23 protein-coding genes are annotated in these 26,480 nt (G+C 68.7%); 3 read left to right on the top strand and 20 right to left on the bottom strand.

What is annotated here, in order from left to right:
- Window positions 1-66: 66 nt before the first annotated feature.
- The 17 genes from AC07Y4_RS19505 to gspG form a co-directional block, all read right to left on the bottom strand.
- Complete coding sequence (locus tag AC07Y4_RS19505) at window positions 67-969, bottom strand: LysR substrate-binding domain-containing protein (RefSeq protein WP_447772652.1); 903 nt, start codon at window positions 967-969, stop codon at window positions 67-69.
- Between the two features lie 48 nt (window positions 970-1,017).
- Entirely contained in the window at window positions 1,018-3,261 is a 2,244-nt protein-coding gene (locus tag AC07Y4_RS19500; RefSeq protein ID WP_495274925.1) for a phosphocholine-specific phospholipase C, read from the bottom strand.
- Window positions 3,262-3,276: 15 nt separating this feature from the next.
- Window positions 3,277-5,496 carry a phosphocholine-specific phospholipase C gene (locus AC07Y4_RS19495; RefSeq protein WP_369644678.1) on the bottom strand — a complete coding sequence of 740 codons (2,220 nt, stop codon included), beginning with the start codon at window positions 5,494-5,496 and terminating at the stop codon, window positions 3,277-3,279.
- Between the two features lie 32 nt (window positions 5,497-5,528).
- A complete protein-coding gene (locus AC07Y4_RS19490; RefSeq protein ID WP_185993741.1) occupies window positions 5,529-5,705 on the bottom strand; it encodes a hypothetical protein in 177 nt (58 codons plus the stop codon).
- A gap of 50 nt (window positions 5,706-5,755) precedes the next feature.
- On the bottom strand, window positions 5,756-7,813 hold the full coding sequence (locus AC07Y4_RS19485) for a LamG-like jellyroll fold domain-containing protein (RefSeq protein ID WP_487848010.1): 2,058 nt from the start codon (window positions 7,811-7,813) through the stop codon (window positions 5,756-5,758).
- A gap of 503 nt (window positions 7,814-8,316) precedes the next feature.
- A complete protein-coding gene (locus AC07Y4_RS19480; protein ID WP_070060017.1) occupies window positions 8,317-9,216 on the bottom strand; it encodes a 5'-nucleotidase in 900 nt (299 codons plus the stop codon).
- 21 nt (window positions 9,217-9,237) lie between these two features.
- Complete coding sequence (gene gspF / locus AC07Y4_RS19475; RefSeq protein ID WP_487848009.1) at window positions 9,238-10,476, bottom strand: type II secretion system inner membrane protein GspF; 1,239 nt, start codon at window positions 10,474-10,476, stop codon at window positions 9,238-9,240.
- Between the two features lie 9 nt (window positions 10,477-10,485).
- Window positions 10,486-11,877: a GspE/PulE family protein gene (locus tag AC07Y4_RS19470; RefSeq protein WP_095948274.1), complete on the bottom strand. Its 1,392-nt coding sequence runs from the start codon at window positions 11,875-11,877 to the stop codon at window positions 10,486-10,488.
- A gap of 27 nt (window positions 11,878-11,904) precedes the next feature.
- Window positions 11,905-14,238 carry a type II secretion system secretin GspD gene (gspD, locus tag AC07Y4_RS19465; protein ID WP_495274924.1) on the bottom strand — a complete coding sequence of 778 codons (2,334 nt, stop codon included), beginning with the start codon at window positions 14,236-14,238 and terminating at the stop codon, window positions 11,905-11,907.
- Window positions 14,239-14,245: 7 nt separating this feature from the next.
- Window positions 14,246-15,049: a type II secretion system protein N gene (gene gspN / locus AC07Y4_RS19460; protein ID WP_095948276.1), complete on the bottom strand. Its 804-nt coding sequence runs from the start codon at window positions 15,047-15,049 to the stop codon at window positions 14,246-14,248.
- A 22-nt stretch (window positions 15,050-15,071) separates the two neighbouring features.
- Window positions 15,072-15,623 carry a type II secretion system protein M gene (locus AC07Y4_RS19455; protein ID WP_062472615.1) on the bottom strand — a complete coding sequence of 184 codons (552 nt, stop codon included), beginning with the start codon at window positions 15,621-15,623 and terminating at the stop codon, window positions 15,072-15,074.
- Complete coding sequence (gspL, locus tag AC07Y4_RS19450) at window positions 15,620-16,831, bottom strand: type II secretion system protein GspL (RefSeq protein WP_159278469.1); 1,212 nt, start codon at window positions 16,829-16,831, stop codon at window positions 15,620-15,622. Before gspL ends, AC07Y4_RS19455 begins: the two co-directional genes overlap by 4 nt.
- Before the next feature lie 131 nt (window positions 16,832-16,962).
- A complete protein-coding gene (gspK, locus tag AC07Y4_RS19445) occupies window positions 16,963-18,009 on the bottom strand; it encodes a type II secretion system minor pseudopilin GspK (RefSeq protein ID WP_487848007.1) in 1,047 nt (348 codons plus the stop codon).
- On the bottom strand, window positions 18,006-18,686 hold the full coding sequence (locus tag AC07Y4_RS19440; RefSeq protein WP_159273966.1) for a PulJ/GspJ family protein: 681 nt from the start codon (window positions 18,684-18,686) through the stop codon (window positions 18,006-18,008). Before AC07Y4_RS19440 ends, gspK begins: the two co-directional genes overlap by 4 nt.
- Window positions 18,686-19,066, bottom strand: a complete 381-nt coding sequence (gene gspI / locus AC07Y4_RS19435) for a type II secretion system minor pseudopilin GspI (protein WP_070060011.1) — start codon at window positions 19,064-19,066, stop codon at window positions 18,686-18,688. Before gspI ends, AC07Y4_RS19440 begins: the two co-directional genes overlap by 1 nt.
- Window positions 19,063-19,569, bottom strand: coding sequence for a prepilin-type N-terminal cleavage/methylation domain-containing protein (locus AC07Y4_RS19430; RefSeq protein WP_070060010.1), 507 nt, complete (start codon window positions 19,567-19,569; stop codon window positions 19,063-19,065). The genes gspI and AC07Y4_RS19430 overlap by 4 nt, the downstream gene beginning before the upstream one ends.
- Window positions 19,544-19,984, bottom strand: a complete 441-nt coding sequence (gspG, locus tag AC07Y4_RS19425; protein WP_056573020.1) for a type II secretion system major pseudopilin GspG — start codon at window positions 19,982-19,984, stop codon at window positions 19,544-19,546. The genes AC07Y4_RS19430 and gspG overlap by 26 nt, the downstream gene beginning before the upstream one ends.
- A 50-nt stretch (window positions 19,985-20,034) precedes the next feature.
- On the opposite strand from gspG, the gene AC07Y4_RS19420 reads away from it, so the two are divergent.
- Window positions 20,035-20,667 carry a type II secretion system protein N gene (locus AC07Y4_RS19420; RefSeq protein ID WP_369644670.1) on the top strand — a complete coding sequence of 211 codons (633 nt, stop codon included), beginning with the start codon at window positions 20,035-20,037 and terminating at the stop codon, window positions 20,665-20,667.
- Window positions 20,668-20,700: 33 nt separating this feature from the next.
- On the opposite strand, the gene ilvA is transcribed toward AC07Y4_RS19420, so the two are convergent.
- The gene (gene ilvA / locus AC07Y4_RS19415; RefSeq protein WP_240531311.1) at window positions 20,701-22,266 is read right to left on the bottom strand and encodes a threonine ammonia-lyase, biosynthetic; all 1,566 of its coding nucleotides are present in this window, start codon (window positions 22,264-22,266) and stop codon (window positions 20,701-20,703) included.
- 73 nt (window positions 22,267-22,339) lie between these two features.
- On the opposite strand from ilvA, the gene AC07Y4_RS19410 reads away from it, so the two are divergent.
- Window positions 22,340-23,470 (top strand): site-specific integrase, encoded by a 1,131-nt coding sequence (locus tag AC07Y4_RS19410; protein ID WP_487848006.1) that lies wholly within the window; start codon window positions 22,340-22,342, stop codon window positions 23,468-23,470.
- Window positions 23,471-23,580: 110 nt separating this feature from the next.
- Here AC07Y4_RS19410 and AC07Y4_RS19405 read toward each other — a convergent pair whose 3' ends face one another.
- Window positions 23,581-24,861, bottom strand: coding sequence for a porin (locus tag AC07Y4_RS19405; RefSeq protein ID WP_487848137.1), 1,281 nt, complete (start codon window positions 24,859-24,861; stop codon window positions 23,581-23,583).
- Between the two features lie 272 nt (window positions 24,862-25,133).
- On the opposite strand from AC07Y4_RS19405, the gene AC07Y4_RS19400 reads away from it, so the two are divergent.
- The gene (locus AC07Y4_RS19400; protein WP_487848136.1) at window positions 25,134-25,583 is read left to right on the top strand and encodes an OsmC family protein; all 450 of its coding nucleotides are present in this window, start codon (window positions 25,134-25,136) and stop codon (window positions 25,581-25,583) included.
- A 28-nt stretch (window positions 25,584-25,611) separates the two neighbouring features.
- Here the strand turns inward: AC07Y4_RS19400 and coq7 are convergent, their stop codons facing one another.
- On the bottom strand, window positions 25,612-26,241 hold the full coding sequence (gene coq7, locus AC07Y4_RS19395; protein WP_139700940.1) for a 2-polyprenyl-3-methyl-6-methoxy-1,4-benzoquinone monooxygenase: 630 nt from the start codon (window positions 26,239-26,241) through the stop codon (window positions 25,612-25,614).
- Between the last annotated feature and the right edge of the window lie 239 nt (window positions 26,242-26,480).

Genomic DNA, 26,480 nt, shown 5'->3' with positions numbered 1-26,480 from the left:
GCACATGCAAAGTCAATAAATGACGCGCCCTGTGCACAAAAAGTGGACGGTCATCCAGGGTGCATGTCAGGGCGCCAGCAGGTCGTCCAGGCAGGCCACGACATGGTTCGCGAACAGCTCGGCCGCCGCGCTCGGCGCCTGCGCGGCGCGGGTCTCGAGCGTGAGCGTCTGCGCGCCCAGCGTGGTGTCGCGCAGCGGCACGAAGACGAGCGTGCCGTCGTTGCGCTCCTCGTCCACGTCCAGGCGATTGAGCAGCGTGATGCCGCCGCCGTCGCGCACCAGCCGGCGCATCAGCGCGGTGGAGGTGGTCTCGACCACCGGCGACACGCGGATGGCCGAGCGCTCGAACGCGGCATCGAGGATCGGGCGGATCGACAGCGACGGCGCGGGCAGGATCAGCGGGTAGCCCACGCACTCGGCCAGCAGCGCGGTCGCGTGCGCCGTGAGCGGATGGCCCGGCGGCACCACCGCGCCGATCGGCCACTCGCTGCTGAACAGCGTGCGAAAGCCGGCAGTGCCGGGCACGTCGTAGGCCAGCGCCAGGTCGGCATCGCCTTCGGCCACGCTGCGCAGCACGGCCGCGATGGGCAGGCCGAGCAGCTTGAGCTGGATGCCGGGGTGCGCGGCACGAAAGCGCTGCACCACGGCCGGCAGGAAGGCGTCGGCCAGACCGGCCGTGGTGGCCAGCGTGACCTCGCCCTGGCGCAGGCCGCGCACGTCCTCGATGCGCTGGCGCACGAGGTCGAACTCGCGCAGCGTGCCGCGCGCATGCGCCAGCACGATCTCGCCCACGGGCGTGAGCTTGAGCGTGTTGTGGATGCGCTCGAACAGCGGTGCGCCCAGCTCTTCCTCGAGGTTGAGGATCTGGCGGTTGACGGCCGTGGGCACCACGTGCAACTGCTCGGCCGCCTTGCGGATCGAGCCCGCGCGAACCACTTCGACGAAGTACCGGATGACCTTGGCGTGCATGAATTCCCCCGCGCCGCTGGCGGGCGCGGGGGGATCATGCCTACGTCTTCAGAGGTCGGGCAAGCCCATCGCCGGATCGCTGACCGTGTGCTTGCCGGTTTCCACGCGGCCGGCAATGCGGCGGTAGAAGGCCGGGTCGCTGTCGCAGGTGACGGCGAAGTCGTACCACTGGCCGCTGGCGGCGAGCTCCCAGTGCTGCTCGGCCTGGGCGCCGCCGTTCACCGTCGCGTTCCACGGGCCGTCGTCGCGGTAGGCCTTGGCGCGCACCGTGAACTTGCAAGGGGCCTTGCCGTCGTTGCGCATCTGCAGGTAGACGTTGCCGTTGGCGATGTCGTAGCAGACACGCACCTCGGGCGCGGCCACGCCGCCGGCGCGCAGGCGGTTGAGGTCGCCCTTGAAGTGGCGGTGGTAGCCGTTGGGGCCGAGCACCCACAGGTCGTAGAAGCCGCTGTTGTCGGTCGCCGCGGCCCAGCTGTCGTCGAGCGTCTTGCCGGGCTCGACCATGTAGCGGCGCGGCAGGCGGTCGAGGTTGAGCTTGTCGTACACATGGAACACGGCGGCGGCCTTGCCGGTGTTCGAGAAGACCAGCTTCACGGTGCCGGCGAGGGTGTCGGCCCTGGCGCTCGTGTGCAGCTCGTAGGGCAGGGCGCGCGACGGGCGCGTGCCGGTGGCCTGGCGCGGCAGCTGCGGATCGGTCGGCAGAGGCACCAGCGGCAGCGCCTGCTGGTCGTTGCGCACCTTGTCGGCGTCGGTCCGGCTCAGTTTGCCCGCGAGTGTGGGCAGGGCCTCGGTATTCGGCGTGGCGAAGTTGAAGGCGCTCGTGAGGTCGCCGCACACCGCGCGTCGGAACGGCGAGATGTTGGGCTCCTTCACGCCGAAGCGCGTTTCGAGAAAGCGCAGCACCGAGGTGTGGTCGAAGGCCTGCGAGCTGACCCAGCCGCCGCGGCTCCAGGGCGAGATCACGTACAGCGGCACGCGCGGGCCTGGGCCGAACACGCGGTTGTCGGGCTTCGGCTGCGAGGTGCTGCCGTCGGGCGCTGGCTGCGTGAAGTACTCGGGCTTCAGGGCGTCGGCGACGAGCGTGGTCTTGCCGGCCGGCGTCTTGTCGGGGTTGAGCGAAGGCGCCGAGGGCGAGGGCATGTGGTCGAAGTAGCCGTCGTTCTCGTCGAAGTTGACCAGCAGCACGGTCTTGCTCCACACCTCGGGCACGGCGGTGAGCGCATCGAGAATTTCCTGGAGGAACCATGCGCCCTGCACCGGGCTGGACGGGGCCGGGTGCTCGCAGTAGGCCGAGGGCGCGTTGATCCAGCTGACCTGCGGCAGGCGGCCGGCCTTGATGTCGCGCCGGAACGCGTCCAGGTAGTCCTCGGGCTTGTCGCCGGGCAAGGTGTTGGCGATGCCCTTGTACAGCGGGTTGCCCGGGTTGTCGCTGGCCGCGTCGTAGGCGTGGAAGGGAAGCTTCTGGCCCGTGTCGGAAAAGGGCGCCTTGTAGTAGCCGCTGGTCACCGGGTAGGGCGACGCGCGGTTGGCGCGGCGGAACTGGCGGAACGCGCCCAGCATGTTGTCGCCCCACTCGTCGGGCATGTTCTGGTAGCAGATCCAGCTCACGCCGGCGTCTTCGAGGCGCTCGGCGTAGGTCTTCCATGTGTAGCCGGTGTCGACCTTGCTGGGGGTGGCGTCCAGCCAGTCCCACTCGTTGCTGACGAAGGCCACGTTCTGCGCGGTCGGGCCGTTGGTGCCGGTGATGTGGAACGAGCGGTTCGCGTCGGTGCCGGTGTGCATCGCGCAGTGGTACGCGTCGCACAACGTGAAGGCATCGGCCAGCGCGAACTGGAACGGAATCTCGGCCTGCTTGTGGTAGCCCATGGCCTTGGGCGTCTTGTAGCGCGCCCATTCGTTCATGCGGCCGCCGCCCCAGGCCTGCTGGCTGTCGTCCCAGTCGTGCGGCGTGCCGCCGTCGCGCTGCGCGTTGCCCTTGCGGCTGTCGAAGTGGTACGGCAGCACCACGTTGCCGTTGGCATCGCTTTGCTGCCAGACGTTGAGGCCCTTGGGCAACGGAATGGGGAAGCGGTCGCCGAAGCCACGCACGCCGGCCAGCGTGCCGAAGTAGTGGTCGAACGAACGGTTCTCCTGCATCAGGATCACGACGTGCTCGACGTCCTTGATCGTGCCGGTCTTGTTGTTGGCCGGAATGGCCAGTGCGCGCCGGATGCTCGGCGGAAAGGCCGAGAGCGCGAGCGCGGCGGCACCGGTGGTGGCGGTGCCGGTGAGGAAGTTGCGGCGGGAGGTCATGGTGTCGCCCTGGCCTCAGGCGGCGGCCGTGCCCATGGCCGGGTCGCTCACCGAATGCCGGCCGGTTTCCACGCGGCCCGCGAAGCGGCGGTAGTAGCTGGTGTCGGCGTCGCAGGTCACTTCGAAGTCGTACCAGGCGCCGCTGGCGGCCAGGTCCCAGTGCTGCTCGGCCGAGGTGCCGCCCGCCACAGTCGCGGTCCACGGGCCATCGGTGCGGTAGGCCCGGGGGCGCACGGTGAACTTACAGGTGTTGCGGCCGCCGTTGAGCATCTGCAGGTAGACATTGCCGTTGGCGATGTCGTAGCACACGCGCACTTCGGGGTTGGGCGCATCGCCGGCGCGCAGGCTGTTCAGGTCGCCGCGGAAATGGCGATGGAAGCCGTTGGGGCCGAGCACCCACAGGTCGTAGAAGCCCGTGTTGTCGAGCATCGCGTTCCAGGTGTCGTCCAGCGTCTTGCCGGCCTCGACCATGTAGCGGCGCGGCAGGCGTTCCAGGTTGAGCTTGTCGTACACGTGGAACACGGCGGCGGCCTTGCCGGTGTTGGCGAACAGCAGCCGCACCTTGCCGCTGGTGGCGTCGTTGCGCGCGCTCACGTGCAGCTCGTAGGGCAGGGCGCGCGAGGGGCGCGTGCCGGCGGCCTGGCGCGGCAGCTGCGGATCGGCGGGCATGGGGACCTGCGCCTGGGCTTCCTGCGCCGCGCGCTTGTCGTTCGCCTGCGTGCGACTCGTGCGGCCGGCCAGCGTCGGCAACACTTCGTTGTTGGGCGTGGCGAAGTTGAAGGCGCTCGTCAGGTCGCCGCACACCGCGCGGCGGAACGGCGAGATGTTCGGCTCCTTCACGCCGAAGCGCGCCTCGATGAAGCGGATCACCGAGGTGTGGTCGAAGGCCTGCGAGTTGACCCAGCCGCCGCGGCTCCAGGGCGAGATCACGTACATCGGCACGCGCACGCCGGGGCCGTAGACGCGGCCGTCGGGCGCGGGCTGTTTGGTGGTGCCCGGCGGCTTGGGATGCGTGAAGCGCTCGAAGGCGATGTCGGCCTCGGGCAGCGTCGTCTTGCCGGCGGGCGAGCCGTCGGGGTTGAGCGAGGGCGCGGCGGGCGAGGGGTAGTGGTCGAAGTAGCCGTCGTTCTCGTCGAAGTTGATGAGCAGCACGGTCTTGCTCCACACCTCGGGCACGGCGGTGAGCGCATCCAGCGTTTCCTGGATGTACCAGCCGCCTTCCACCGGGCTCGACGGTCCGGGGTGCTCCGAGTAGGTGGCGGGCGCGATGATCCACGACACCTGCGGCAGCTTGCCGTTCTTCACGTCGTTGCGGAAGGCGTTCAGGTACTCGTCCACGTTGGCGCCGGGCATCGTGTTGGCGATGCCCTTGTACAGCGGGTTGCCGGCGTCGTCGCTGGCCGGGTCGTAGGCCGGCACCGGGCCGGTGTTCTTGATCGGCTTGCCCGAGGCCTCGCTGGCCTGGCGGTACTGCTTGAAACCGACCAGCGGGTTGTCGCCGAAGTTGTCGCGCATGTTTTCATACACGATCCAGCTGACGCCGGCGGCCTGCAGGCGCTCGGGGAAGGTCTTCCACTCGTAGCCGGTGGTCGAGGGCGGCGTGTAGCTGTCGTCCCACTCGTTGGTGACCGAGGCCACGTTCGCACCCGTGGGGCCGTTGGTGCCGGTCCAGTGGAACATGCGGTTCGAGTTGGTGCCCGTGTGCATGCTGCAGTGGTAGCCGTCGCACAGCGTGAAGGCGTTGGCCAGCGCGAACTGGTAGGGCAGCTCGGCCTGCTCAAGGTAGCCCATGGCCTGGGTGTACGGCGCGGTGCCGGTCTTCTTGTACCTGACCCACTGGTAGGCGCGGCCGCCGTCCCAGGCGTTCTGGCCGTCGTTCCAGTCGTGCGGCGTGCCGGCGACGCGCTGTGCGTTGCCCTTGGTCTGGTCCAGGTGGTAGGGCAGCACGGGCGCACCCGTTTCGTCGGCCTGCTGCCAGACGTTGCGACCGCCCGGCAACGGAATGGTGAAGCGGTCGCCGAAACCACGCACGCCCATGAGCGTGCCGAAGTAGTGGTCGAACGAACGGTTCTCCTGCATCAGGATGACGATGTGCTCGACGTCCTTGATGGTGCCGGTCTTGTTGTTGGCGGGAATGGCCAGCGCGCGGCGGATGCTCGGCGGGAAGGCCGAGAGGGCGAGGGCGGCCGCGCCGGTGGTGGCGGTGCCTGTGAGGAATTTGCGGCGTGAATTCATGGTCTTGTCGTGGGATGTCATGACGTCGCGTGTCACGGTGCGCAGCGCATTTCGGGCTTCACGCCGGGCTCGGGCTGGGGCTGCGGTTGCGGCGTGATGACGGGCGGAATGCCGCCGCCGCCGTTGTCGCTGCCGCCGCAGGCGGACAGCGTGCAGGCCAGGAGGAAGGCGGCCAGCAGGCGCGCGGGGAGGGAAGCTTGGAGCAGCATGGGGTGATCCTCTCTTTGTGATGTCGTGGAGATCGGGGTGATCGGAGTAATCAGGGCGCCAGCGCCGACAGCGGCTGGCCCGAGGTGTAGATGGCCGTGAGCTCTTCGGCGGTGAGCGCGCGGTTCCAGATCGCGAAGTCGTTGAAGTCCATCGCGCCGCGCGGCGAGGCCGACCAGCGCTGGTAGTACAGGCCGGTGGCGTCTTCGTTCAGGGCGATGCCCTTGCCGAGGCCGCCGAGCGCGGCGACCAGCGCATTCGAGAGCGCGACGCTGCCGGTCTGCGTGCCCTTCACGGGGTCGAACACATAGCCGCTCATGTTCTTGCCGGCCTTGTCGACGACCATCGCCACGTAGGCCCAGCGGCCCGCGCTCAGGAAGTGCTTGCCCTTGATCTCGCCGCGGCCGCTGCCGGTGCCGGTGTTGAAGCGCAGCTCGCAGTTGCTGAACAGGCCGAGCGCCAGGCCGGCGTTGTCGCCGGTGTCGTAGTTCTTGTTGGCGATGACCGAGGCGCCGTTGCTCACGCCCTGGCTGCAGGTGGCGTCGGTGCGCAGCCAGAAGCCGAAGGTGAAGGCGGCCACGGCGGGGGCGGTGGTCACGTCGCGCGTCTGCAGCAGCTTGTAGCCGGCCATGCCGCTCGCGTTCTTCACGCGGCTGTCCACGCGCAACGCCTGCACGCGGTAGGGCGGCAGGAAGTTGTCGTCGGCCACGAGCGAGCCACTGTCGGCATCCGCGGCCATGGGCGCGAGCGTCGCGGTGGCGTTGAGGTCCAGCGCGGGCAGTGCGTCGAGCGGGAAGAGGTTGACCAAGCCTACCTTCACGTAGGCGATCTGCGCGGAGATCGAGACGCTGGCGCCGCCGGCAGCGACCGTGTACTGGAACGCGTAGAGGCCGTCGGCCGCAGCCTTGACCGGGTCGGTGTAGCGCGTGGCGCCGGCCGGCAGCGTGGCGATGGACTTGCCGTCGCGCAGTACCTGCACCGGGCCGCCGAGGTCGCCCGCGAGCGTCCACGAGAGTTCGATGCTGCTGCGGTCGGCGCTGGTGCGGGCCGCGAGCTGCTGCACGGCGGTGGTGGCCTGCAGGGCCTGGCCGTTGAGGTTGTAGGCCGCGGTCGCGGGCAGTGCGCCGAGGTGGCGCAGCACCGTGGGTGCGATGTCGGTCGCGGCGGCCGACTGGCGCAGCGCGGTGTCGTCGGCCGGCGAGGCGGCGCCGACGGCAGGCAGTGCGGGCAGGGTCTTGTTGCTGGCGATGAAGACGGTCTTGTTGTCGACGTCCTTCAGGCTGGTGACGCCGCCGAAGGCATCGAGGCCGTGGCCGGTCGTGAGGATCACGAGCCAGTCTTCCTTCGCATCGTTGGCCGTGCGTTGCGCGATGCGCGTGAGCAGCTGGCCTACGGCCGTTGCGGTGTCGGAGACGGCGCGCTGGTAGCTGTCGCTGCGCAGGCCGTTGGCGGCTGCGGCGGCGGGCGCGCTGTACTGCGCCACGAGCAGGTCGTAGCCTGCGCCGATGAGGCGCGTGGTGTTGGCAGTCACGCAGGCGTCGGCACCGGCGCAGTCGACGGCGGTGTCAAGCGTGCCGGTTTCTGCGAGCAGCAGGTTCGGATACAGCGTGTTGGCGGTGACCGATGCGGTGAGGTAGCCCGCGTCCTTCTTCTGTTTCGCGAAGGCGAAGACCGAGGGCGCGAGCTTGGCGTCGATGCGTTGGTCCGCGGTGTCGGCGCGCACTGCATGGCGCGGCACCCAGGTGCCGGTCAGCAGCGTGGCCCAGCCGGGCCCATCGGTGGCGGGCTGCTCGCTGAGCGCGCCGTCGGTGCCGCCGGTCCATGCGGGAGCGAGCTGCAGCGATTGCAGCGAGGCCGGCACCTTCTTCTGTGCGATGGCGTCGCGCAGGACCGCATGCGTGAGGCCGTCGATCTCGACGATCAGCGCCTTGGGGCCGCTCTTGCCTTCGTTGGGCGTGCTGCTCGGGGGCGGCGTCGGGGTGCCGCTGATCGGCGGAAAGGCAACGCCACCGCCGCCTCCACCGCCGCAGGCCGCGAGCGCGGCGGAAATCGCAAGGGGCAACAGCCAGCGCGTGAGAGGCGCGGCGTGCGTGAGGGAGTTCGGACGCATCGAAAAAGCCGTTCGGTTCTTGTTGTCTGTCGAGGGAGGTGAAAGGCCGGCGCAAAAAAAAAGTGCCACGAAGGCACTGCGCACCGGACAGGCGACAAGACTAGGGAGAACCCGTTACTCGGCAGTGAACGAGCGATGACAGTGGGACGAAACGCGTGTGACAACGCGCTGGTCTGCGGCTTCGTGGAGACCGCGAAAGAGGGGCTGGGGCGCGTGCACAGGACACCGGGTACTCCCCTCCGCGAATGTCCCCCGGAGCTGCGCCCCTCCTCCTTGATTTCGCTGCGGGGAGCACCCAGTGCCCTGCGCACGAGGCACGTTGCTGGTGTGCGGCCGATCAACGACTGCACTGCCCATCGATCACGTCGATGGGGTGCCTTGCGCAGCGAAATTAAGGGGGAGGCCGAAGGCCGGAGGACATTCGCGGAGCAAGGTGCCCCGTCGGCGGGATCGCGCCCTGAACAGCATCACTCAATGCGACCCAACAGATCGCAAGGAGGTTTTCAGGGCTCGTTACTGATGCCGCTCGACACATGCCCCGCAGGCACATGCCGCGAGGCCGCATCGACGTGGCCGGTCTGGTCGTCGAAGAAGAAGTCGGGCTCGAACTCGCGCAGGAACTCGCCCTTGGGCAGGCCGCCGAGGAACATCGCTTCGTCGACGCGGATGTTCCACTTCATGAGCGTGCGGATCGCGCGCTCGTGCGCCGGTGCACTGCGCGCCGTGACCAGCGCGGTGCGGATGCGCATCTGTGCATTGCCCGCCATCTGCAGGCGGTGCAGCGCCATCAATAGCGGCTTGAATGGGCCTTCGGGAAGGGGCAGGTCGGCCTTGCTGAGTTCGTGGGCCTGGAAGGCGTCGAGGCCCTCGGCTTGGAACACGCGCTCGGCTTCGTCGCTGAACAGCACGGCATCACCGTCGAAGGCGATGCGCACTTCGTTGGGCCACGCGTCGCTGGCCTTCACCGATTCGACCAGCACGCGTGCGGCGGGGAAGCCTGCGGCGAGTGCCTCGCGCACGTCTTGCGCGTTGACCGACAGGAACAGGTGCGCGCGCAGCGGGCGCAGGTAGCCGAAGGGCGGGCGGCCTTGGGTGAACACGCCGCGCTGCAGCTTGATGTCGGCCGCGGCGCTTGACTTGAAGATGCGCATCCCCGACACCGGGTCGTTGCGCGAAAGAATGACCACCTCGACGCGCTGCACGCCGTCTTCGTTGAAGCGCAGCAGCTTGCGGATCAGCGACGACGCGATGCCGGGCGCGGCCGGTTCATCGATGCGGTCGAGCTGCAGCTTCATGTAGCCCTCGTTGTCGCCGGCCTCGAAGATCTTGTTTTCTTCTTCGAGGTTGAACAGGGCCCGCGAGGAGATCGCGACCACGAGTTTGTCTTCGAGCGTTACGGGCATGTGAGGGCTCCCCGTCCGTCGTCACTTGACGAACTGGTTCAGCTGAATGATGGGCAGCATGACGGCCAGCACGATGAGCATCACGACGCCGCCCATGGCGACGATGAGCAGCGGCTCCAGGATGGTGGCCAGGTGCATGGCGCGGCGCTGCACTTCGGCGCCCAGCTGGTTGGCGGCGCGCTGCAGCATCACGGGCAGCGTGCCGGTCTGCTCGCCCAGACGCGCGAACATCGACACCAGCCCGGGAAAGCGTTTTTTCTGCGCCAGCGCGGAGGCCAGCGGCGCACCTTCGCGCACGAGCACCAGCGCATCGAGCGCGTCTGCGCGCATGGCGCGGTTGCCGAGCGTTTCGGAGGCGGCCTGCAGCGCGCGCAGGATCGGCACGCCGGCCGTGGCCAGCATGGCGAGCGTGCTGGCGAAGCGCGCCGCGTTGTAGCCGCGCGCGAGCTTGCCGACCAGCGGCAGCTTGAGCCAGGCGGCATCGAACTTGAGGCGGAAGGCCTCCTGCGCCAGCGCGATGCGCGCGCCGATGGCCGCGAGCACGATGGCGCCCAGCATCCACCAACCGTAGTTGCGAACGGCCGCGCTCAGCGACAGCATCACGGTGGTGAGGAAGGGCAGCGAGCGCTTGGTGCCCGCGAACACCTGCGCCACCTGCGGCACCACGTAGCTCACGAGGAAGATCACGATCACGATCGCCACCAGCGTGACGATGGCCGGGTACAGCGCCGCGCCGATCAGCTTCTGCTGCAACACCTGGCGCTCTTCGAGGTCGTCGGCCAGGCGCTCGAGCACGAGCCCGAGGTTGCCGCTTTGCTCGCCGGCGCCGATCACGGCGGTGTAGATGGGCGAGAACTCGCGCGGATGCGCCGACAGCGCGCGCGCAAAGGGCGAGCCCGCGTTGACTTCGGCGCGCAGCGAGGCGACGAGGTTGCGCTGCGGTTCCGATTCGGCTTCGTCGGTGAGGGCCGTGAGCGCGCGTTCCAGCGGCAGGCCGGCCGAGATGAGGCCGGCGAGCTGGCGTGTCCACACGGCGAGGTTCGTCGAATTGAAGACGCGCTTGCCGCCCCCGAGCCAGCGCGTGAGCGTGCTGCCTGTGCTGCCGCCGGCCGCATCGCCACCGCCGACCGGCTTGACCGACAGCGGGATGAGCGCCTGCGCCCGCAGCAGGCCGCGTGCGGCGCGCGCGGTGTCGGCCTCGAGCACGCCTTCGCGCGACTGGCCGCTGGCATCGATGGCTTCGAAGGAATAGGCGGGCATCGCGGGTCGCTACTCGCGGGTGACGCGCAAGAGTTCGGCGCGCGAGGTGATGCCGGCCTGCACCAGCCGTTCGCCGTCTTCGCGCATGGAGCGCAGGCCGCCGCGTGCGCCGGCTTCGAACAGCGCGCTCTCGGCGGCCTTGCCATGGATGAGGGCCTGCACCTCGTCGTCGGCCACGAGCAGCTCGAAGATGCCGGTGCGGCCCTGGTAGCCGGTCTGGCCGCAAACCTCGCAGCCCGGGCCGCCGCAGGCCGTGCAGACCTTGCGCACGAGGCGCTGGGCCAGCACGCCGAGCAGCGACGAGCTCAAGAGGAAGGGCTCCACGCCCATGTCGGTCAGGCGCGTGACCGCACTCACCGAATCGTTGGTGTGCAGCGTGGCCAGCACGAGGTGGCCGGTGAGCGAGGCCTGGATGGCGATCTGCGCGGTCTCGAAGTCGCGGATCTCGCCGATCATGATCACGTCGGGGTCCTGCCGCAGGATGGCGCGCAGGGCCTTGGCGAAGGTGAGTTCGATCTTCGCGTTGATCTGCGTCTGGCCCACGCCCGGCAGCTCGTACTCGATCGGGTCTTCCACCGTCATGATGTTGCTGCGGCTCGCGTCGAGGCGGGCCAGCGCGGCGTACAGCGTGGTGGTCTTGCCCGAGCCGGTGGGGCCGGTCACGAGGATGATGCCGTGCGGCTGCGCAATGAGCTTTTCGAAGCGCGCCAGCGAGTCGCCCTGCATGCCGACCGATTCGAGCGTGAGCTTCGATTCGCTCTTGTCCAAGAGGCGCAGCACGGCGCGTTCGCCGTGCGCGCTGGGCAGTGTCGACACCCGCACGTCGACCGCGCGCGTGCCGATGCGCAGGCTGATGCGCCCGTCCTGCGGCAGTCGCTTCTCGGAGATGTCGAGGTCGGCCATGATCTTCAGGCGCGAGATCAGCGCGGCGTGCAGTGCGCGGTTGGGTTGCACCACCTCGCGCAGCGTGCCGTCGATGCGAAAGCGCACCGACGACGTGCGTTCGTAGGGCTCGATGTGGATGTCGCTGGCGCCGTCGCGCGCGGCCTGCGTGAGCAGCGCGTTGAGCATGCGGATGATGGGCGCGTCGCCGGCGCTGGCCAGCAGGTCTTCGACCGCGGGCAGCTCCTGCATCATGCGCGAGAGGTCGGCGTCGTTCTGCACTTCGCTGACCACCGCGGCGGCGCTCGATTCGCCCTGGGCGTAAGCGGCGCTGATGCGCTGCGCGAGCGGGCCGTCGTCGAGCACCTCGAAGGCCTGCACGCCGTACTTGCGGGTCACTTCACCGACCGCGCTGCGTGCCGGATGGGAAGACATCCACAGCGTGTGGCGGCCGTCGTCCGTGGCTTCGAGCAGCAGTTGCTGGCTGCGTGCGAACGCGTAGGGCAGGGGATAGCGCATGGGTGGCGGGCGTGTGCGGGACGGGGCTCAGGGCAGCTCGCGCGAGCTGGTCGGGTCGGCGGTGGGCGGCAGCGCGCCGCGCAGCGGGCTGGGCGCGAGCCGGCGGTTGTCGGTGGCGGGGCGCGGCGGCGGGATGAGCTGCGTGCCCTCCATGCGGGTCTCGCTGCTCTTCTTGCCGCTGTCGCTGCTGTTGAGGCGGTTGATGCGCACCAGCGGCGCCTCGGGCAGCACGGGCGCCGAGTCGACGCCGCGCAGCATGATGTTGTCGGTGTTGGGCTGCGTGCGCTGCTGCATGCCGCGGATCTCGTCGTAGCGGTCGTAGGCGAAGGCTTCGGTGGAGGCACCGTCGCGCATCACGGCGGGGCGCAGGAACATCATGAGGTTGCTCTTGTCGCGTGTGCGCACCTCGTTCTTGAACAGGTTGCCGAGCACGGGGATGTCGCCGGCCACGGGCACCTTCTCGACGGTGTTGCCGTAGTTGTCCGACAGCAGGCCGCCGAGCATCACGAGGCCGCCGTCTTCCACCAGCACGCTGGACTCGATGGAGCGCTTGTTGGTGGTCGGGCCGTTGGGGTCCTTGGCCGTGTTCTGGTCGACCGTGGAGGTCTCCTGGAAGATGGTCATCTTCACGGTGCCGTTCTCGTTGATGGTCGGGCGCACGCGCAGCGTGAGGCCCACGTCCTTGCGCTCCACCGTGGTGAACGGGTTGATGCCGACCGAGCCCGAGGTGCTGGCGTACTGGCCGGTCACGAAGGGCACGTTCTGGCCGATGACGATCTTGGCTTCTTCGTTGTCCAGCGTCAGCAGGTTGGGCGTGGACAGCACGTTGGCGTCGCCGTCGCTGTTGAAGAAGTTGGCGATGGCGCCCAGGATGTACTGGCCGCCGATCTTGCCGGCGATGCCCAGGTTCAGGCCGGTGGAGGGCCGCACGTTGGCCACGTCGCGCGTGGCCAGGGCCTGCGTCAGCGCCAGGATGTTGGCGCTGGCCAGGCTGGAGTTGGTGCCGATGACGGCGTTGTTGCCCAGCGCGCTTTGCCACTGCACGCCGAAGTTGGCGGCCTTCTTGGCGCTGACTTCGACGATGAGCGCCTCGATCATCACCTGCGCGCGGCGGCCGTCGAGCTTGTCGATCACGGCGCGCATCTGGCGGTACTGCGGCTCGGGCGCGGTGATGATGAGCGAGTTGGTGCTCGGGTCGGCCTGGATCTGGCCGCCGGTGGACGGCTGGTTGGCGTTGTTCAGCGGCGCGTTGGCGGCGGCCGAACCGCCGCCCTGGGCGTTGTTGCCGCCGAAGCTGGCCTGTGTCATCGGCATGCTGGCCGGCGGCACCGACGAACCGGCGCTGCCCGCGGCGCCGGGCGCGCCCGGCACCTGCGACTGCTGCTGGCTCGCGGCCATCGCGGCGCGCAGCGTGGCCGCCAGGCGCACCGCGTCGGCGTTCTTCAGGTAGACCACGTAGATGTTGCCGGCCGCGCCGTTGCTGCTTTCGGCTGGCGCACGGTCGAGCTTCTCGACCAGCGTGCGCACGAGCTGCGCGCGCGCGGGGTTGGCAGCGCGAAGGATCAGCGAGTTGCTGCGCGGGTCGGCCATCAGCGTGGTGCGGAACGAGGCGTCGGCCCCGCCCGGTGCGGCCGCGCCCGGCGCACCCGCACCGCCGCCTTCGACCAGCCGCGTGACCAGCGGCACCATGTCGGTGGCGACCGAGTGCTTGAGCTGGATGACTTCGATGTCGGACGCGTTGGGCACGTCGAGCGACGCGATGATGCGCGCCAGCCGGCGCATGTTGTCGGCGTAGTCGGTGATCACGAGCGAGTTGTTGCCCGGGTTCACGTTGATGGTGTTGTTCGGCGGGATCAGCGGGCGCAGCACCGGCAGCAGGCTGTTGGCCGACTCGTAGTTCAGGCGGAAGATCTGCGTGACGATCTGGTTGCCCGCGGCCGCGCTGGCGCCGCCGATGGAGGTGTTGACGGTGCTGGTCTGCAGCTTGGCGTCGGCCTCGGGCACCACCTTGTACAGGCCGTCGGCTTCCACCACCGCGAAGCCCTGCAGGCGCAGCGCGGCGGCAAACTGGTTGAACGCAGCGGCCGGCGCCAGCGGGCGGTCGGTGACCAGGTTCATGGTGCCCTTGACGCGCGGGTCGACCACCACGTCGCGCCCGGTGACCACGGCCATGGTGCGGGCCACGGCCTCGATGTCGGCGGCGGCAAAGTTCAGCGTGATCGGTTCGCTGCGCCGCGGGGCGTCGCCGGTCTGCGCGTAGGCGGGCGGCAGCACCGGCACGAACGACGCCGCGATCAGCAGGCGTACCGCGAGCGCGACGAGGCCGGGGCGGGCGCCGGACGAGGACAGAGGCTTCTTCATGGTCGGATCAACCCAGGGTGATGATCGAGCGCGCACCGTCGCGCCGCCCGATGATGTTCAACAAATTGGAAAGTGCGTCTTCGCGGCCCGGTGCCGCGCTGGCTTCGCCGTTGAAGCGCAAGGCGGTGCCGCTCCAGTCGCCGCTGCCGTTCAGTTCGAGGCTGCCTTCGCGCGTGCTCAACAGCAGCGTGGGGCGCGTGCCGCCCTCGAGCGACAGGCGGTAGCTGCCCATCGGCCGCAAGGTCGACAGGGCGGATGACACATCGGTGGCGTCGAGCGTGGCCTGGCCCTCGATGCGCAAGGCGGGGCCGTCCCACTGCATGGCGAAAGCGCGGGTGTTGAGGTCCAGCGCGCCTTCGAGCTTGAGCGTGTTCCAGGGCGCGCCCAGGCCGGTGAGCAGCGTGGCGGGCCAGCGCGAGCGGGCGTCCTGCCAGGCGAGCTGCAGGCCGTTGGCGCGCGGGCTGGCCTGAAGACCAAGGGGCTGCGCCGCGCAGCAGGAAAGATCAAGGCGTGCCGAGAGGCCGCGCCAGTTCGGCCACATGCGCCAGTTCAGCAGGCCGGGCAGCGAGACGGCCTGCGTGCCGCCCGCGCCGCTGGCGAACACGACGGCGGCGGTGCCGTTCCAGACCGTGCCGCGCGGGTTGACCAGCAGCAGGCGGCCTTGCGTCCAGCCCGACAGCGCCGAGGCGAGCCAGCGTGCCGGCGCGAACAGCACGACCGCGACCAGCAGGCCGGTGGCGGCGCCGAGCACGGCCCAGCGCCAGCTGCCGCGGCGCGGCTGGAGGTCGGGGGCCGAAGGACGTCTCGCCATGCCGTGCGGTGCGTGGGGGGCTTCAGCGCGGGGCGGGCAGCGCCATCACGAGCGTGCCGTCCCAGCGGGGTTGCGGAGGTTGGTCGGGCGTGGCGGGCGCAGGCTTGGCGCCCGGCGGCGGCGGTGCGATGGGCGCGCGCGTCAGGTGCACTTCGCGCGGCACGGCGTGGGCGTTGCCGCGCGCCTGTGCGAGCCATTGGGCCAGGTTCTGGGCGGGCGCGCCGCGCAGCGTGACGGTGGCGGCGCCATCGCCACCGGCCGTCATGAGCTGGGCGTTCGTGACGCCCAGGCCGTCGCGCACCGAGCTTTCGAGCGCGCGCAGGGCGTCGTCGCGCGCCAGGCGCGGTTGCGACTGCAGCGCCTTCGCGCGGTTCTGCAAGGTGGCCATCTGCTGGAGCTGGGCGTCGAGCCGTGCGTGTTCGGCCGGGGCCGCGGCCAGCGTGCGCAGCGCGGGGGCGAGCGCGATCCACCAGAGCAAGGCCAGTGCCACCAGCGCGACGGCGCCGATGACGAGGCGGCGCTCGCGCATCCCGAGGACGGCCCAGCGGGCCTTGAGTTGTTCGCTGAAGTTCATCGGTTGGCCTCGGCCTGTACCAGCAGCAGATCGCCTTCGGTGCGCACCTGGTAGCCGCGCGGCGACAGCGCGGCGGTGATCTGCGTGACCTCCTGCGGCTGCAGCCCGAGGCCGCGCAGGCGCAGCTGGCCGGCGCTGAAGTCGATGGCGCTCGGGGAGCGCCCGGGCGGCAGGGCGGTGGCGATGGCGCCGACCATGGGTTCGAAATCGCTCGGTGCCACGTCGCCCACGGCCTGCTGCAGCGCGGCGACCTCGCGGCCCATCTGCAGCGGCGCGTCGACCACGATCTTCACCGAGGGGAAGGTCTGCGTCAGGATGGCGCGCGTGGCCTGGCGCTTGGACTCGAGCGCGTTGCGCTCCTTCCAGGCCCAGGCGTTCAGGCCGATGAGCTGGGTCAGCAGCAGCACCACGACGCCCCAGCGCGCGGCGCGCCATTCGGGAGCGAAGCGCAGGGTTTGAAGCACCGAGGCGAACTTCTTGCCGGCGCGCGCGCGGCCCGTCACGGCGAGGTCGAACTGCGCGAGCTCCCAGGGCGTGCGCGTGGCGTGCAACCAGCGCTGCGGCGCCTGCACGATCGGCACGCGGCGCTGCAGCAGGTGCTCGGCGGCTTCGGCGACGGCGGGTTCGGTGGTGATGACGGCGGTGTCCAGCGGCAGGCCGTTCGACAGGGCCAGGCCCGCGCCGGCCAGCGGCAGCGAGACCACGCCGTCGCCGTCGCAGACCGTGAGCTGCGGCGCCTCGGGCTCGCCCGTGACCTGCAGCAGCGGCGGCGCGTCGGCCGGCTGCGGCGTGAATTCGGGAACGATGCGCACGACGCGCCGGCCGGCGGCTTCGAGCCCCTGCACGACGCTGCGCAGCCAGATGCGGTTGCAGGCCGCGACCCACACCGGCTCGCCGGCCTTGGCGTCGGGTGCGAGCGCGAAGTGCAGGGCTTCCGGGTCGTCGAGCAGGTGCTCTTCGAGCAGGCCGTCGAGCACGGCGCGCAGCTTCGAGGTGCTGCCCATGCTGCCCTTGGGCAAGGTCACGCGGTGCCATGAGAGCGCCGAGGACGGAATGCCGAGCGTGACCTCGGGGCCCGACGGCAGCAGCGTCAGCAGCGCGCGGCCCTGGTCGCGCAGGGCGATGCCGTCCTCACCGGCCTGGGCCCAGTCGTACTCGCCCGCGGCATCGGCCGGAGGGAGGGGGGCAAGGAGCAGCAGCGGGGTCATGTCGGGGGGTGTCGGAAAAGCCGGTGATTGTAGGAGGGTGGCTTACAAGTTGTTGCTATTGTTTGAATAGCATATCTTGCAGAGACTACGTGCGTTTGACGGTGTTTTGGTCAGAGAAAAGGAAAGCGGCGTCAGGGTTTTGCCGGGGGCATGGTGGCGCCCGCGCCACGGGTGCGCCAGACGGTGGTCACGGCCAGGCCCTTGCGAAAGAGCAGTGAATGCTCTTCGACCCAGGTGCGGTCCAGCCGCAGCCGGCCATACACCTCGAAATACTGGGTGCCCACGCCGTGTTGGGCCGCGTTGAAGCGCGAGCCGCCGCTGGGCAGGCCGGCGTTGGCTTCCTCGATGTTCTTGAAGAAGGAGCGGGTGCGCCGCTCCACCAGCTGGCGCGCGCTGGCGATGCCCAGCGATTCGACGCTCGCGCTGATGGCTTCGGCGCTGGCCGTGTTGAGGTTGAGCGTGGTGCGCTCCGGCAGGATCGTCACGTAGGGCTCGAGCGCGGCGGCTGTGGCGGGCGAGAGGCCGAGCCACACCAGCTGCGCGACCTCCTGCGGCATCAGCGGGGCGGCGCCGGTGTCGGCGCTGGCATCGCCACCGCCGCTGCTGCTGCCACCGCCGCTACCGCCTGAGGCGGCGTCGGTGCTGCCGGTGTGCAGCGCGCTCGCGAGCCGCGCGGTCATCTGGGTCAGCTCGCCGGCCGGCAGGCCGAGCAGGTTGAAGAGGCGCGTGAAGGTGGCGACGCTGGCTGGCACCGGCTTGCCGGCGTCCACCAGCGACAGCACGTTGAGCTTGGACTGCGCGTCGACGATGCGGCCCGACAGGAACGCGTCGGGCAGGCCTTCGAGGTTGTCGCTGGCCACGTTCTTCTCAGCCGACAGGAAGCTGGTGAGGCGGGCCTCTTCGAGCGGCACGGCCCACGGTTCGCCGAGGTGGTCGGGGCCGCCGGCGCGGCCGTCTTCGCCGAGGATCAGGCGCGACCAGTCGAGCGCGCCGATCAGCACCCAGGCCGCCTGCACGCGCGCGCGCTCGGCGCCTTCGACCTCGGCCGAGCGCCATTGCTGCCAGAGCGCGGCGGCGGAAAAGGTGGCGACCAGCATCACGGTCAGCATCGCGGCGAGCAGCGCGGCGCCGCGCTGGCGGCGCGTGCTGGCCACGCGATGGCGTTGCGGCGAGGTCATGAGCGCGGCCCCCCGAGCGTCGGGCGCACCCAGTCGCGCGTGAGCGTGCCCGAGAGCCCGTCGCCGGGCGGCAGGGTCAGCACCAGCCGCACGCCGTCGGGCATGGCGATGAGCGCGCCGGCCGGGTTGGACGGATTCGCCGCCGCGACGGGCAGCGGTTCCGCCGGCACCCAGGCGTTGTTGCGGAAATACGCGAGTTGCCAGCTGTTGACCGGCATCAACGCCACATCGGTGGCACCGCCGGTGGGCGCGGCGCCATCTTGGGCCCACGCCGCCGCGAGGTTCCAGGCCTGCACCCATTCGCCACGCGTGGCGAAAGGCGCCGACTGCCAGCGCCGCCAGCGCGTGCCGTCGGCGCCGGGGCGCAGCGTCCAGGCGACGACCTGCACGGTCGGCGTGCTGGTGTCGCTGCCGCGGCGCGTCATGCGCAGCACGCGGCCGTCCCAGTCGATCGGGCGGGTCTGCGCGAGCAGGGTGATGGCGTCGAGGTCGGCGCTCCACTGCGCGAGCGTGGCCTGCAGCGTGAGCACCGCGTCGGCGCGCTGCTGGTTCTGCGTGGTGGCGCGCGACATGCTGTCCAGGCCGCGCCAGCTCACGAGCGCGAGCAGCGCCATCACGGCGATGGCGACCAGCAGCTCGATCAACGTGAAGCCGCGTGCGCGTGAAGGCTTCGTCATCAGACGCGCCCCACCACGGTCGACACGCGCAGCAGCGGTGCGCTGCCTTCGTCGCGCACCTGCACGTCGACGCGCCGGAAATTTGGGTTGAGCGTGGGCACCGTCGTGGTCGTCACCAGGAAGGTGAGGCCGGCCTGCAGGCAGATGGAGCCCGAGTCGCCGACGGCCGGCATCTGCCGCGACAGGCGCGCCTTGGCGAGTTCGTTTTCGGCACACAGGCCGGCCAGGACGAGGTCGGACTGGCGCTGCGCATTGCGCGTGAGCGACATCGTGGCCTGCGAGCCGGCCGCCAGCGCGAGCGCGACGATGCCCAGCGCGATCAGCACCTCGACCAGCGTGAAGCCGTGGCTGGAGCCGGCGCGCCGCAGCCGTTGCGTCATGGCACGGCGAACACGGTGAAGGGCCGCAGCCCGTCGGTCGCGACGCGCAGCACGCGCGCGGGCGGGCCGTCGCTGTGCAACATGACCTGTTGCGCCGGAATGATGGGGTCGGGCCCGAGCTGCAGCGCCGCCACCGGCGTGTCGCCGCCCAGCATGGGCTGGGCCGTGATGCCTGCGTGGGTCCAGCCGGTGGGCAGTGCGTCGGCGGGCAGGCCGTCGAACACGAAGCCGCCGCCTTCGACGAGGCGCCAGCGCACCATGACGCCGCTGGCGCGCGACTGGGCGCGGGCCGATTCGAGCAGGGCGGCGAGGCGGTCGGCCTCGCGGTCGAGCGCGGCGGCGTTGGTGTCGCGCATCGCGAAGCTCACGCTGGCGGTCGCAATGGCGATGATCGCGATCACCACGATCAGCTCCAGCAGCGTGAAGCCGCGCGCTGCGCGAGGCGGTGGCAGCACCACGCGGCCGGGGGCGATGCGCTTACTGCCAGCTGCCGATGTCGGCATTCTTGCCCTCGCCGCCGCTCTGTCCGTCGGCGCCGAAGGAGAGCACGTCGATTTCGCCCTTGATGCCGGGGTTCATGTACTGGTACGGATGGCCCCAGGGGTCGTTGGGCAGCTTCTCGACGTAGGGCTTCCAGTTGGGCGCGGCCGGGCCCGCGGTGGGGCGGGTCAGCAGCGACTGCAGGCCCTGCTCGGCGGTCGGGTAGCGCTGGTTGTCGAGGCGGTAAAGCTTGAGCGCCTGCATCAGGTTGTTGATGTCGGTGCGGGCGGCGGTGACGCGGGCGTCGTCGGCGCGCTCGATCACGTTCGGCACGATCAGCGCAGCGAGCACGCCGATGATGACAAGCACCACCATGAGTTCGATCAGCGTGAAGCCGCGTTGTGCGGTGCGGGAGACGGAACGAAGGAGTTTGTTCATAGCTTGCGGGGACATGAGGCGGTAAGCGCGCTGCATGATAATCCGCGGCCATGACAAGTCCTTACTCCGCAGCCCGCTGGCATGCCCCACTTGCAACGACGGGGCTTTGGGCGTTGGCCGCGGGCGCCGCGGTGTTCTGGGCGCTGCGGCTGGCCTCGCCGGCCGACGCCGTGGCCGCTGCGGCCACGATGCCGCGCGCACCGGTCGCGGCCGATGCCGAGGCGGTGGCCCGGTTGCTGGGCGTGGTCACGGTGACGTCAAACGCCCCCGTGGCGCCGGAGGCCGCGAGCCGCTTCGCGCTGTCGGGCGTGGTGGCGGACCCGTCGAACCAGGGGGCGGCGCTGATCTCGATCGACGGCAAGCCGCCGCGGCCGTTCCGCGTCGGCTCGAAGGTCGGCGAGAGCTATGTGCTGCAGTCGGTGGGCGTGCGCGCGGCGACTCTCGGTGCCCAGCGCGACGGGCCCGCGGCGTTCACGCTGCAGCTGCCGGTGCGTGCGCCGCTGAGCATGGGGCTTCCGACGCCGCCTGCCGGTCTGTCGTCGGTGCAGTCAGCTGCGCCAGCCGGGCCGTTGCCGGCCACGATGCCGACGATGGTGATGCCGCCGCCGCAGCAGCAGCAACTTCCCGCCACGGCGGGCGCCGCGATGGAGCCACCGCCGCAGGCGCAGACCCCCGCGCAGTAAGCGCGGCGGTCTCTTTCTCTTCTCTTCTTTTCTTCAGGCCTGGAGGAACAGGCGGTAGGCCGGGTTGGCCGTTTCCTCGACGCAGGGATAGCCCAGCGTTTCGAGGAAGCTGTCGAAGGCCGCCGACTCTTCGGCCGGCACCTGCAGGCCCACGAGGATGCGTCCGTAGTCGGCGCCCTGGTTGCGGTAGTGGAACAGGCTGATGTTCCAGTTCGGCCGCATCAGGCTCAGGAACTTGAGCAGCGCACCCGGACGTTCGGGGAACACGAAGCGCAGCAGGCGCTCGTCGTGCGCCAGCCCCGTGCGGCCGCCCACCAGATGGCGCAGGTGCTCCTTGGCGAGCTCGTCGTGCGTGAGGTCGAGCGCGTCGAAACCGTGTTCGATGAAGACCTTCGCGATGGTGGCCGACTCGCCACGCGCCGAGGTCGTGAGGCCGACGAACACGTGGGCCTTGGCGGCATCGCTGATGCGGTAGTTGAACTCGGTCACGTTGCGCGGCGCGCCGCCGGCCGGCAGCTGGCTGATGAGTTCGCAAAAGCGACGGAAGCTGCCACGCTCTTCGGGGATGGTCACGGCGAACAGCGCCTCGCGTTCCTCGCCGACCTCGGCCCGCTCGGCCACGAAGCGCAGCCGGTCGAAGTTCATGTTGGCGCCGCACAGAATCGCCGCGTAAGTCTCGCCTTGCCGGCCATGCTCGGCCGCGTACTGCTTGATTGCCGCCACGGCCAGCGCGCCGGCCGGCTCGACGATGCTGCGCGTGTCGACGAACACGTCCTTGATGGCGGCGCACACGGCGTCGGTGTCGACCGAGATGTAGCCGTCGACCAGGTTCTGCGCGATGCGGAAGGTTTCCTCGCCGACCAGCTTGACGGCCGTGCCATCGGAGAACAGGCCGACGTCGGGCAGGTTCACGCGCTGGTGCGCGGCGACCGATTGCATCATCGCGTCCGAGTCGTTCATCTGGACGCCGATCACCTTGATCTCGGGCCGAACGGCCTTGATGTAGTTGGCCACGCCGGAGATGAGGCCACCGCCGCCGATCGCCACGAACACCGCGTCGAGCGGGCCCTGGTGCTGGCGCAGGATTTCCATCGCGATGGTGCCCTGGCCCGCGATGACGTCGGGGTCGTCGAAGGGGTGGACGAAGGTGAGGTTCTGCTGCGTCTGCAATTCGAGCGCATGCAGGTAGGCGTCGGAATAGCTGTCACCGTGCAGCACGATCTCGCCGCCGAAACCACGCACTGCATCGATCTTCAATTGCGGTGTGGTCACGGGCATCACGATCACGGCGCGCGTGCCGAGCTTGCGCGCGCCGAGCGCAACGCCTTGCGCGTGATTGCCGGCCGATGCGCAAATCACACCGCTCGCCAATTGCGCTTTGCTGAGGTGCGCCATCTTGTTATAGGCGCCGCGCAGTTTGAAACTGAATACGGGCTGCTGGTCCTCGCGCTTGAGCAACACGGTATTGCCGAGCCGCTCGCTGAGCGCGCGCGCCTTCTCCAGAGCGGACTCGACAGCCACGTCGTAGACCCGCGCATTGAGGATTTTTCTGAGATAGTCGGCGGGCGTTAACGCCGCAGTAACGGGTGCATTGCGCAAGATCTTTTCCAGGGAGTTTTCATTTGCTAACCATCAATCATAAGAGGCATCGGTATTGCATGCGGGGAATGGCATGGACACAAATGTCATAAACCTATTCCGCAAGGCTCCTGCTGCAAATGATTCCGGTTTTTTTGCGCGCACCTATCCCGCGATTCATACGCCCGCTAATTCGCTAACAGTTGGGCAGAATTTGTTATCAGTTTCTGTCAGTGACCTTTCGAAGGGACTGATGCAGGCCGAGGCCGCGCGCGTGCAACGCGGCGAAATCGGACGGCCCACATGGCAGGTCATGGGCAACAGATTGCGTGCGCACATCGTTCCGTTGCTGGGCGATGTGCCGGTGGCTGTGTTCGCGACCGCAGACGTGCAGCGCCTGATCGATCACCTCGGCGAACAAGGCTTTACGAGCACGACGATCGCGCAGTACCTCGTGTTGTTGCGCAAGGTGGTCATGCATGGCGTGCACGTCGGTGCATTGCGCGAGGCCCCCGTGTTCCCGAAGGTCAAGGTGCGCAGCCAGCCGCGCGGCAGTTTCAGCGTGGCGGAGTACCGTGCACTGATCGCAGCGGCGCGCAGCTTGCGCGGCCATTCGCATCCGGTGCTGGACCGGTTGACGGCCGGCGAACGTTTCTGGATCGCACGCGAATTGCTCGTCATGCCCGACGAGCTGCCGTGGCTGATCCGCTGGATGGTCAACACCTTCGTGCGCCCCAGCGACATCAAGCTCATGAAACACAAGCACATCGAGGTGGTGCGAGGCAAGCATGTCTACCTGCGGATGAACCTGCCGGAGACCAAGCGGCACAGCCAGCCCATCGTGAGCCTGCGACCTGCCGTTCGTGTCTATGAGTGTCTGCTCGCGTACCGCGAGACGCATGGCTTCGGCGGGGCGGAAGACTACATCTTCATGCCGCACCTGAAGAACCGCGAGCACGCGCTGGCGGTTCTCAATTTCTTCTTTCACTGGGTGCTCGAAAAGACCGGTCTCGAGAAAGGACCGCTGGGTCAGTCGAGGACGCTGTATTGCTTGCGCCATACGGCCATCACGTTGCGGCTCCTGTATGGGCAGGGGATCGACATGCTGACGCTGGCACGCAATGCACGAACGAGTGTCAACATGGTCGAGCGTTTCTACGCATCGGTGTTGAGCGGAGAAATGAATGTGGGGCTGCTGCAGAGCAGGCGTGGCCGGGTGAATTGAGGAGGGACAAAAAGCCGCCCGGCTTGAACCGGGCGGCTTGAGCGTTTGCAGATTCAAACTGGCGTGGGCCAGCATGTGAATCGACAGTGAACGGAATCGACAGTGAACGATCAGAAGGCGTGACGGATGCCGAAGTCGTAGCCCGTCGAGGTCTTCGGCGTGAAACCGTTGCCGGTGCCTTGGAAGCTCGGGCCGCCGACGGTCAGCGATGCGCCGTTCTTGTTGCTCACGCGAGCAACGGTGGCGTACAGGGCAGTGCGCTTCGACAGGTTGTGCACGTAGCCGATGGCCAGTTTGTTGGCCTTCTTGTCGGCGGGCAGCACTTCCCACGGGTTGCGGGCAACCAGGTTCTCGTCGTACTTGACGCTCGAGTACGAAGCGCGGATCAGGCCAGCGCCGACCGGCACGGTCACGCCGAGCAGGTAGCCGGTCAGGTCGATGTCCGGACGGCCGCCGAGGTACGGTTCGACTTCGTAGTCAACCTTGTTCTTGGCGCGCGACAGTTCACCGAACAGCTTCACGGGACCGAAGTCGTACGAAGCGCCCAGGTTCAGCGTGTTGACCTTGGTGGTCGTGCCGACGTAGAACTGGTCACCAACGGTGCTGCTGCCATAAGCCAGCGCAACGTCCAGCGGGCCGTTGGCGTAGCCGAAGCGGCCACCGACATAGCGACCGGTGCGCGATGCGTTTTCCGTGAGGGGCGTTGCGGTGCCGGGGCTGTACTTGGTCTTCTCGTGGAAGCCGTACATCACCTGGCCGTAGAAACCACCCAGGTTCGGCGGCAGGAAGTAGCCGATGCTGTTGCCGGCGCGAACGTAGTTGCTGCCACCAGCATCGGGGAGCTGCGGAACGTTCTTGAGGGCATCGGGAAGCTTCTTGCCGTCGGCATAGCCGGTGAAGCCGCCGAATGCGCCATTGGCTGTGTTGACCAGGTTGGAGCCGACGCCATTGGTGCCGAACGGGTCGAACACGGTGTCGTTCCAGAACGTCGGGGTGTAGTCGCGGCCGAGGCGGACTTCACCGAACCCGCCCGACAGGCTCACGGTCGAACGGCGTGTGAATGTCGAGACGCCTGTCTGGCCGTCGTCGTTGCTGATCGGGGCCTCGAGCCAGAAGCTGGCGGCCAGGCCACCACCGAGGTCTTCCGTGCCACGGAAGCCCAGGCGGCTGGAGTTGTAGCCCGAGTGGGCCAGTTCGCGGCGGCTTGCCTTGATGCTGCCGCGGTTCAGGTAGAACGGGTTGTAGACGGGGAAGCCCAGCCTGTCGTACGTGACGCCATTGCCCAGGTCCCGCGAGGTGGACGAGTAGCCGCTGATCGACGCGTCGACCACACCAAACAGCGTGACGGACGACTGAGCCGAGGCAACACCGGCAACAGCCAGGGCAGCCAGAGCAGCTGCCCTTCCGGGGCGGACGGCTAGAGTGGCGCCGCCGTCGGGACGCACAAAGAAAAAAGCCCCGAGTCTTGCGACTCGGGGCTAAATCCACCAATTGGAAGGGTGGAGGAGACAACTGGGTGCACACCATGAAGTGCGCAGCAATGAAATAGAGTATACCCACCCTTTGTTGCGATGCAACAAGCAGGCGATGCTTTTCCCACACACAAGTTGATGTTTGGTGCGCATTTTTCCGCACGAATTCATCCCAATTGGAGCTGAACACCATGGAATGCACAGTAAGTTGGACCGGTGACGCAGGCACCCGATCGGCCATGGGCTTCGTGGCCGAGACCGGCAGCGGCCATGTCCTGATGATGGACGGCGCCCCGGATGCGGCCAAGCCCGAGAACGGCGGCCAGAACCTGGCCGCGCGGCCGATGGAAACCGTGCTCGCTGGCACGGGTGGTTGCACGGCCTACGACGTGGTGCTCATATTGAAGAGGGGGCGCCATCGTGTCGAGCGCTGCAGTGTCAAGCTGACCAGCGAGCGCGCTGAAAAGGACCCCAAGGTCTTCACCAAGATCCACATGCACTTCACCGTGGCGGGCAAGGGCATTCCGGCCATCGCCGTGGAGCGGGCGATCGCTCTCAGCCACGAAACCTACTGCTCCGCCAGCATCATGTTGGCGAAGACGGCGGAAATCACGACCAGCTTCGATCTGATCGAGACCTGAAAACCCCGTTGGATGGCGACCGAAGGCCCTAGATTCGGTGGGCGACGGTCGTCATGACCCGCGATGCCAGGCGCATCAGGGCCTTGGCCGGGGCCGGCAGTTCCGCTGCGCCCGCGTCGACGGCCTGCGTGGCATGGCGGGCTTCGTCAACCTTCATCTGCTCGACCACGGCGCGGGACGCGTGATCGGTCGGCGGCAGCCGGTCCAGGTGGCTTTCAAGGTGTGCTTCCACCTGCCGTTCGGTTTCGGCGACAAAGCCGAGGCTCAGGGGATCGCCCAGGCGTCCGGCAATCAGGCCAAGACCGAAGGCGCCTGCATACCAGAGTGGATTCAGGAGGGACGGGCGGGCGCCCAGGTCGTCCAACCGCTGCCGGGTCCAGGCCAGGTGATCGGTTTCTTCATGCGCGGCTTCCAGGAAGTGCGCGCGCAACGCCGGGTCCCGCGCCACGGCGGCCTGGGCGGTGTACAGCGCCTGGGCACAGACTTCGCCGACATGGTTCACGCGCATCAGCGCACCGGCCTCGCGGCGCTCCGATTCGCTCAATTCACCTTGCGGCTGGATCGCGGGCGGAAGCGCCCGGGTGGCGTGAGATCGGGCAAAAAGCGTGCGCAAAGCCGCATCGGCGGCTGTGAGGGCGGGGTCGAGCAGGGCGGTCATGGGTCTATTTGAACGCACCTGTCCGGCGATGCAAGGACAGCACATTTCGTTTCATATCGTGGCAAAACCACCCGTCTAAGTCCTTTGTTGCACGACTGCAACGAAACACGCGGGGCTTCCAAGATTTAGGGCGATTTGTTTTGCCCTGCCGCAGCGGCTCTGGTGCAATAGCATCAACTTCCCAAAAGGAGGTTGGCCCGGGGTCCGGTGGGAGCACAAAAGTGCCAGTCACGGTGAGC

The organism is Variovorax sp. GW460-12-1-14-LB1 (assembly GCF_059423605.1).
Note: the sequence above shows the minus strand (reverse complement) of the source record. Positions and strands in the feature narration are given on the sequence as shown.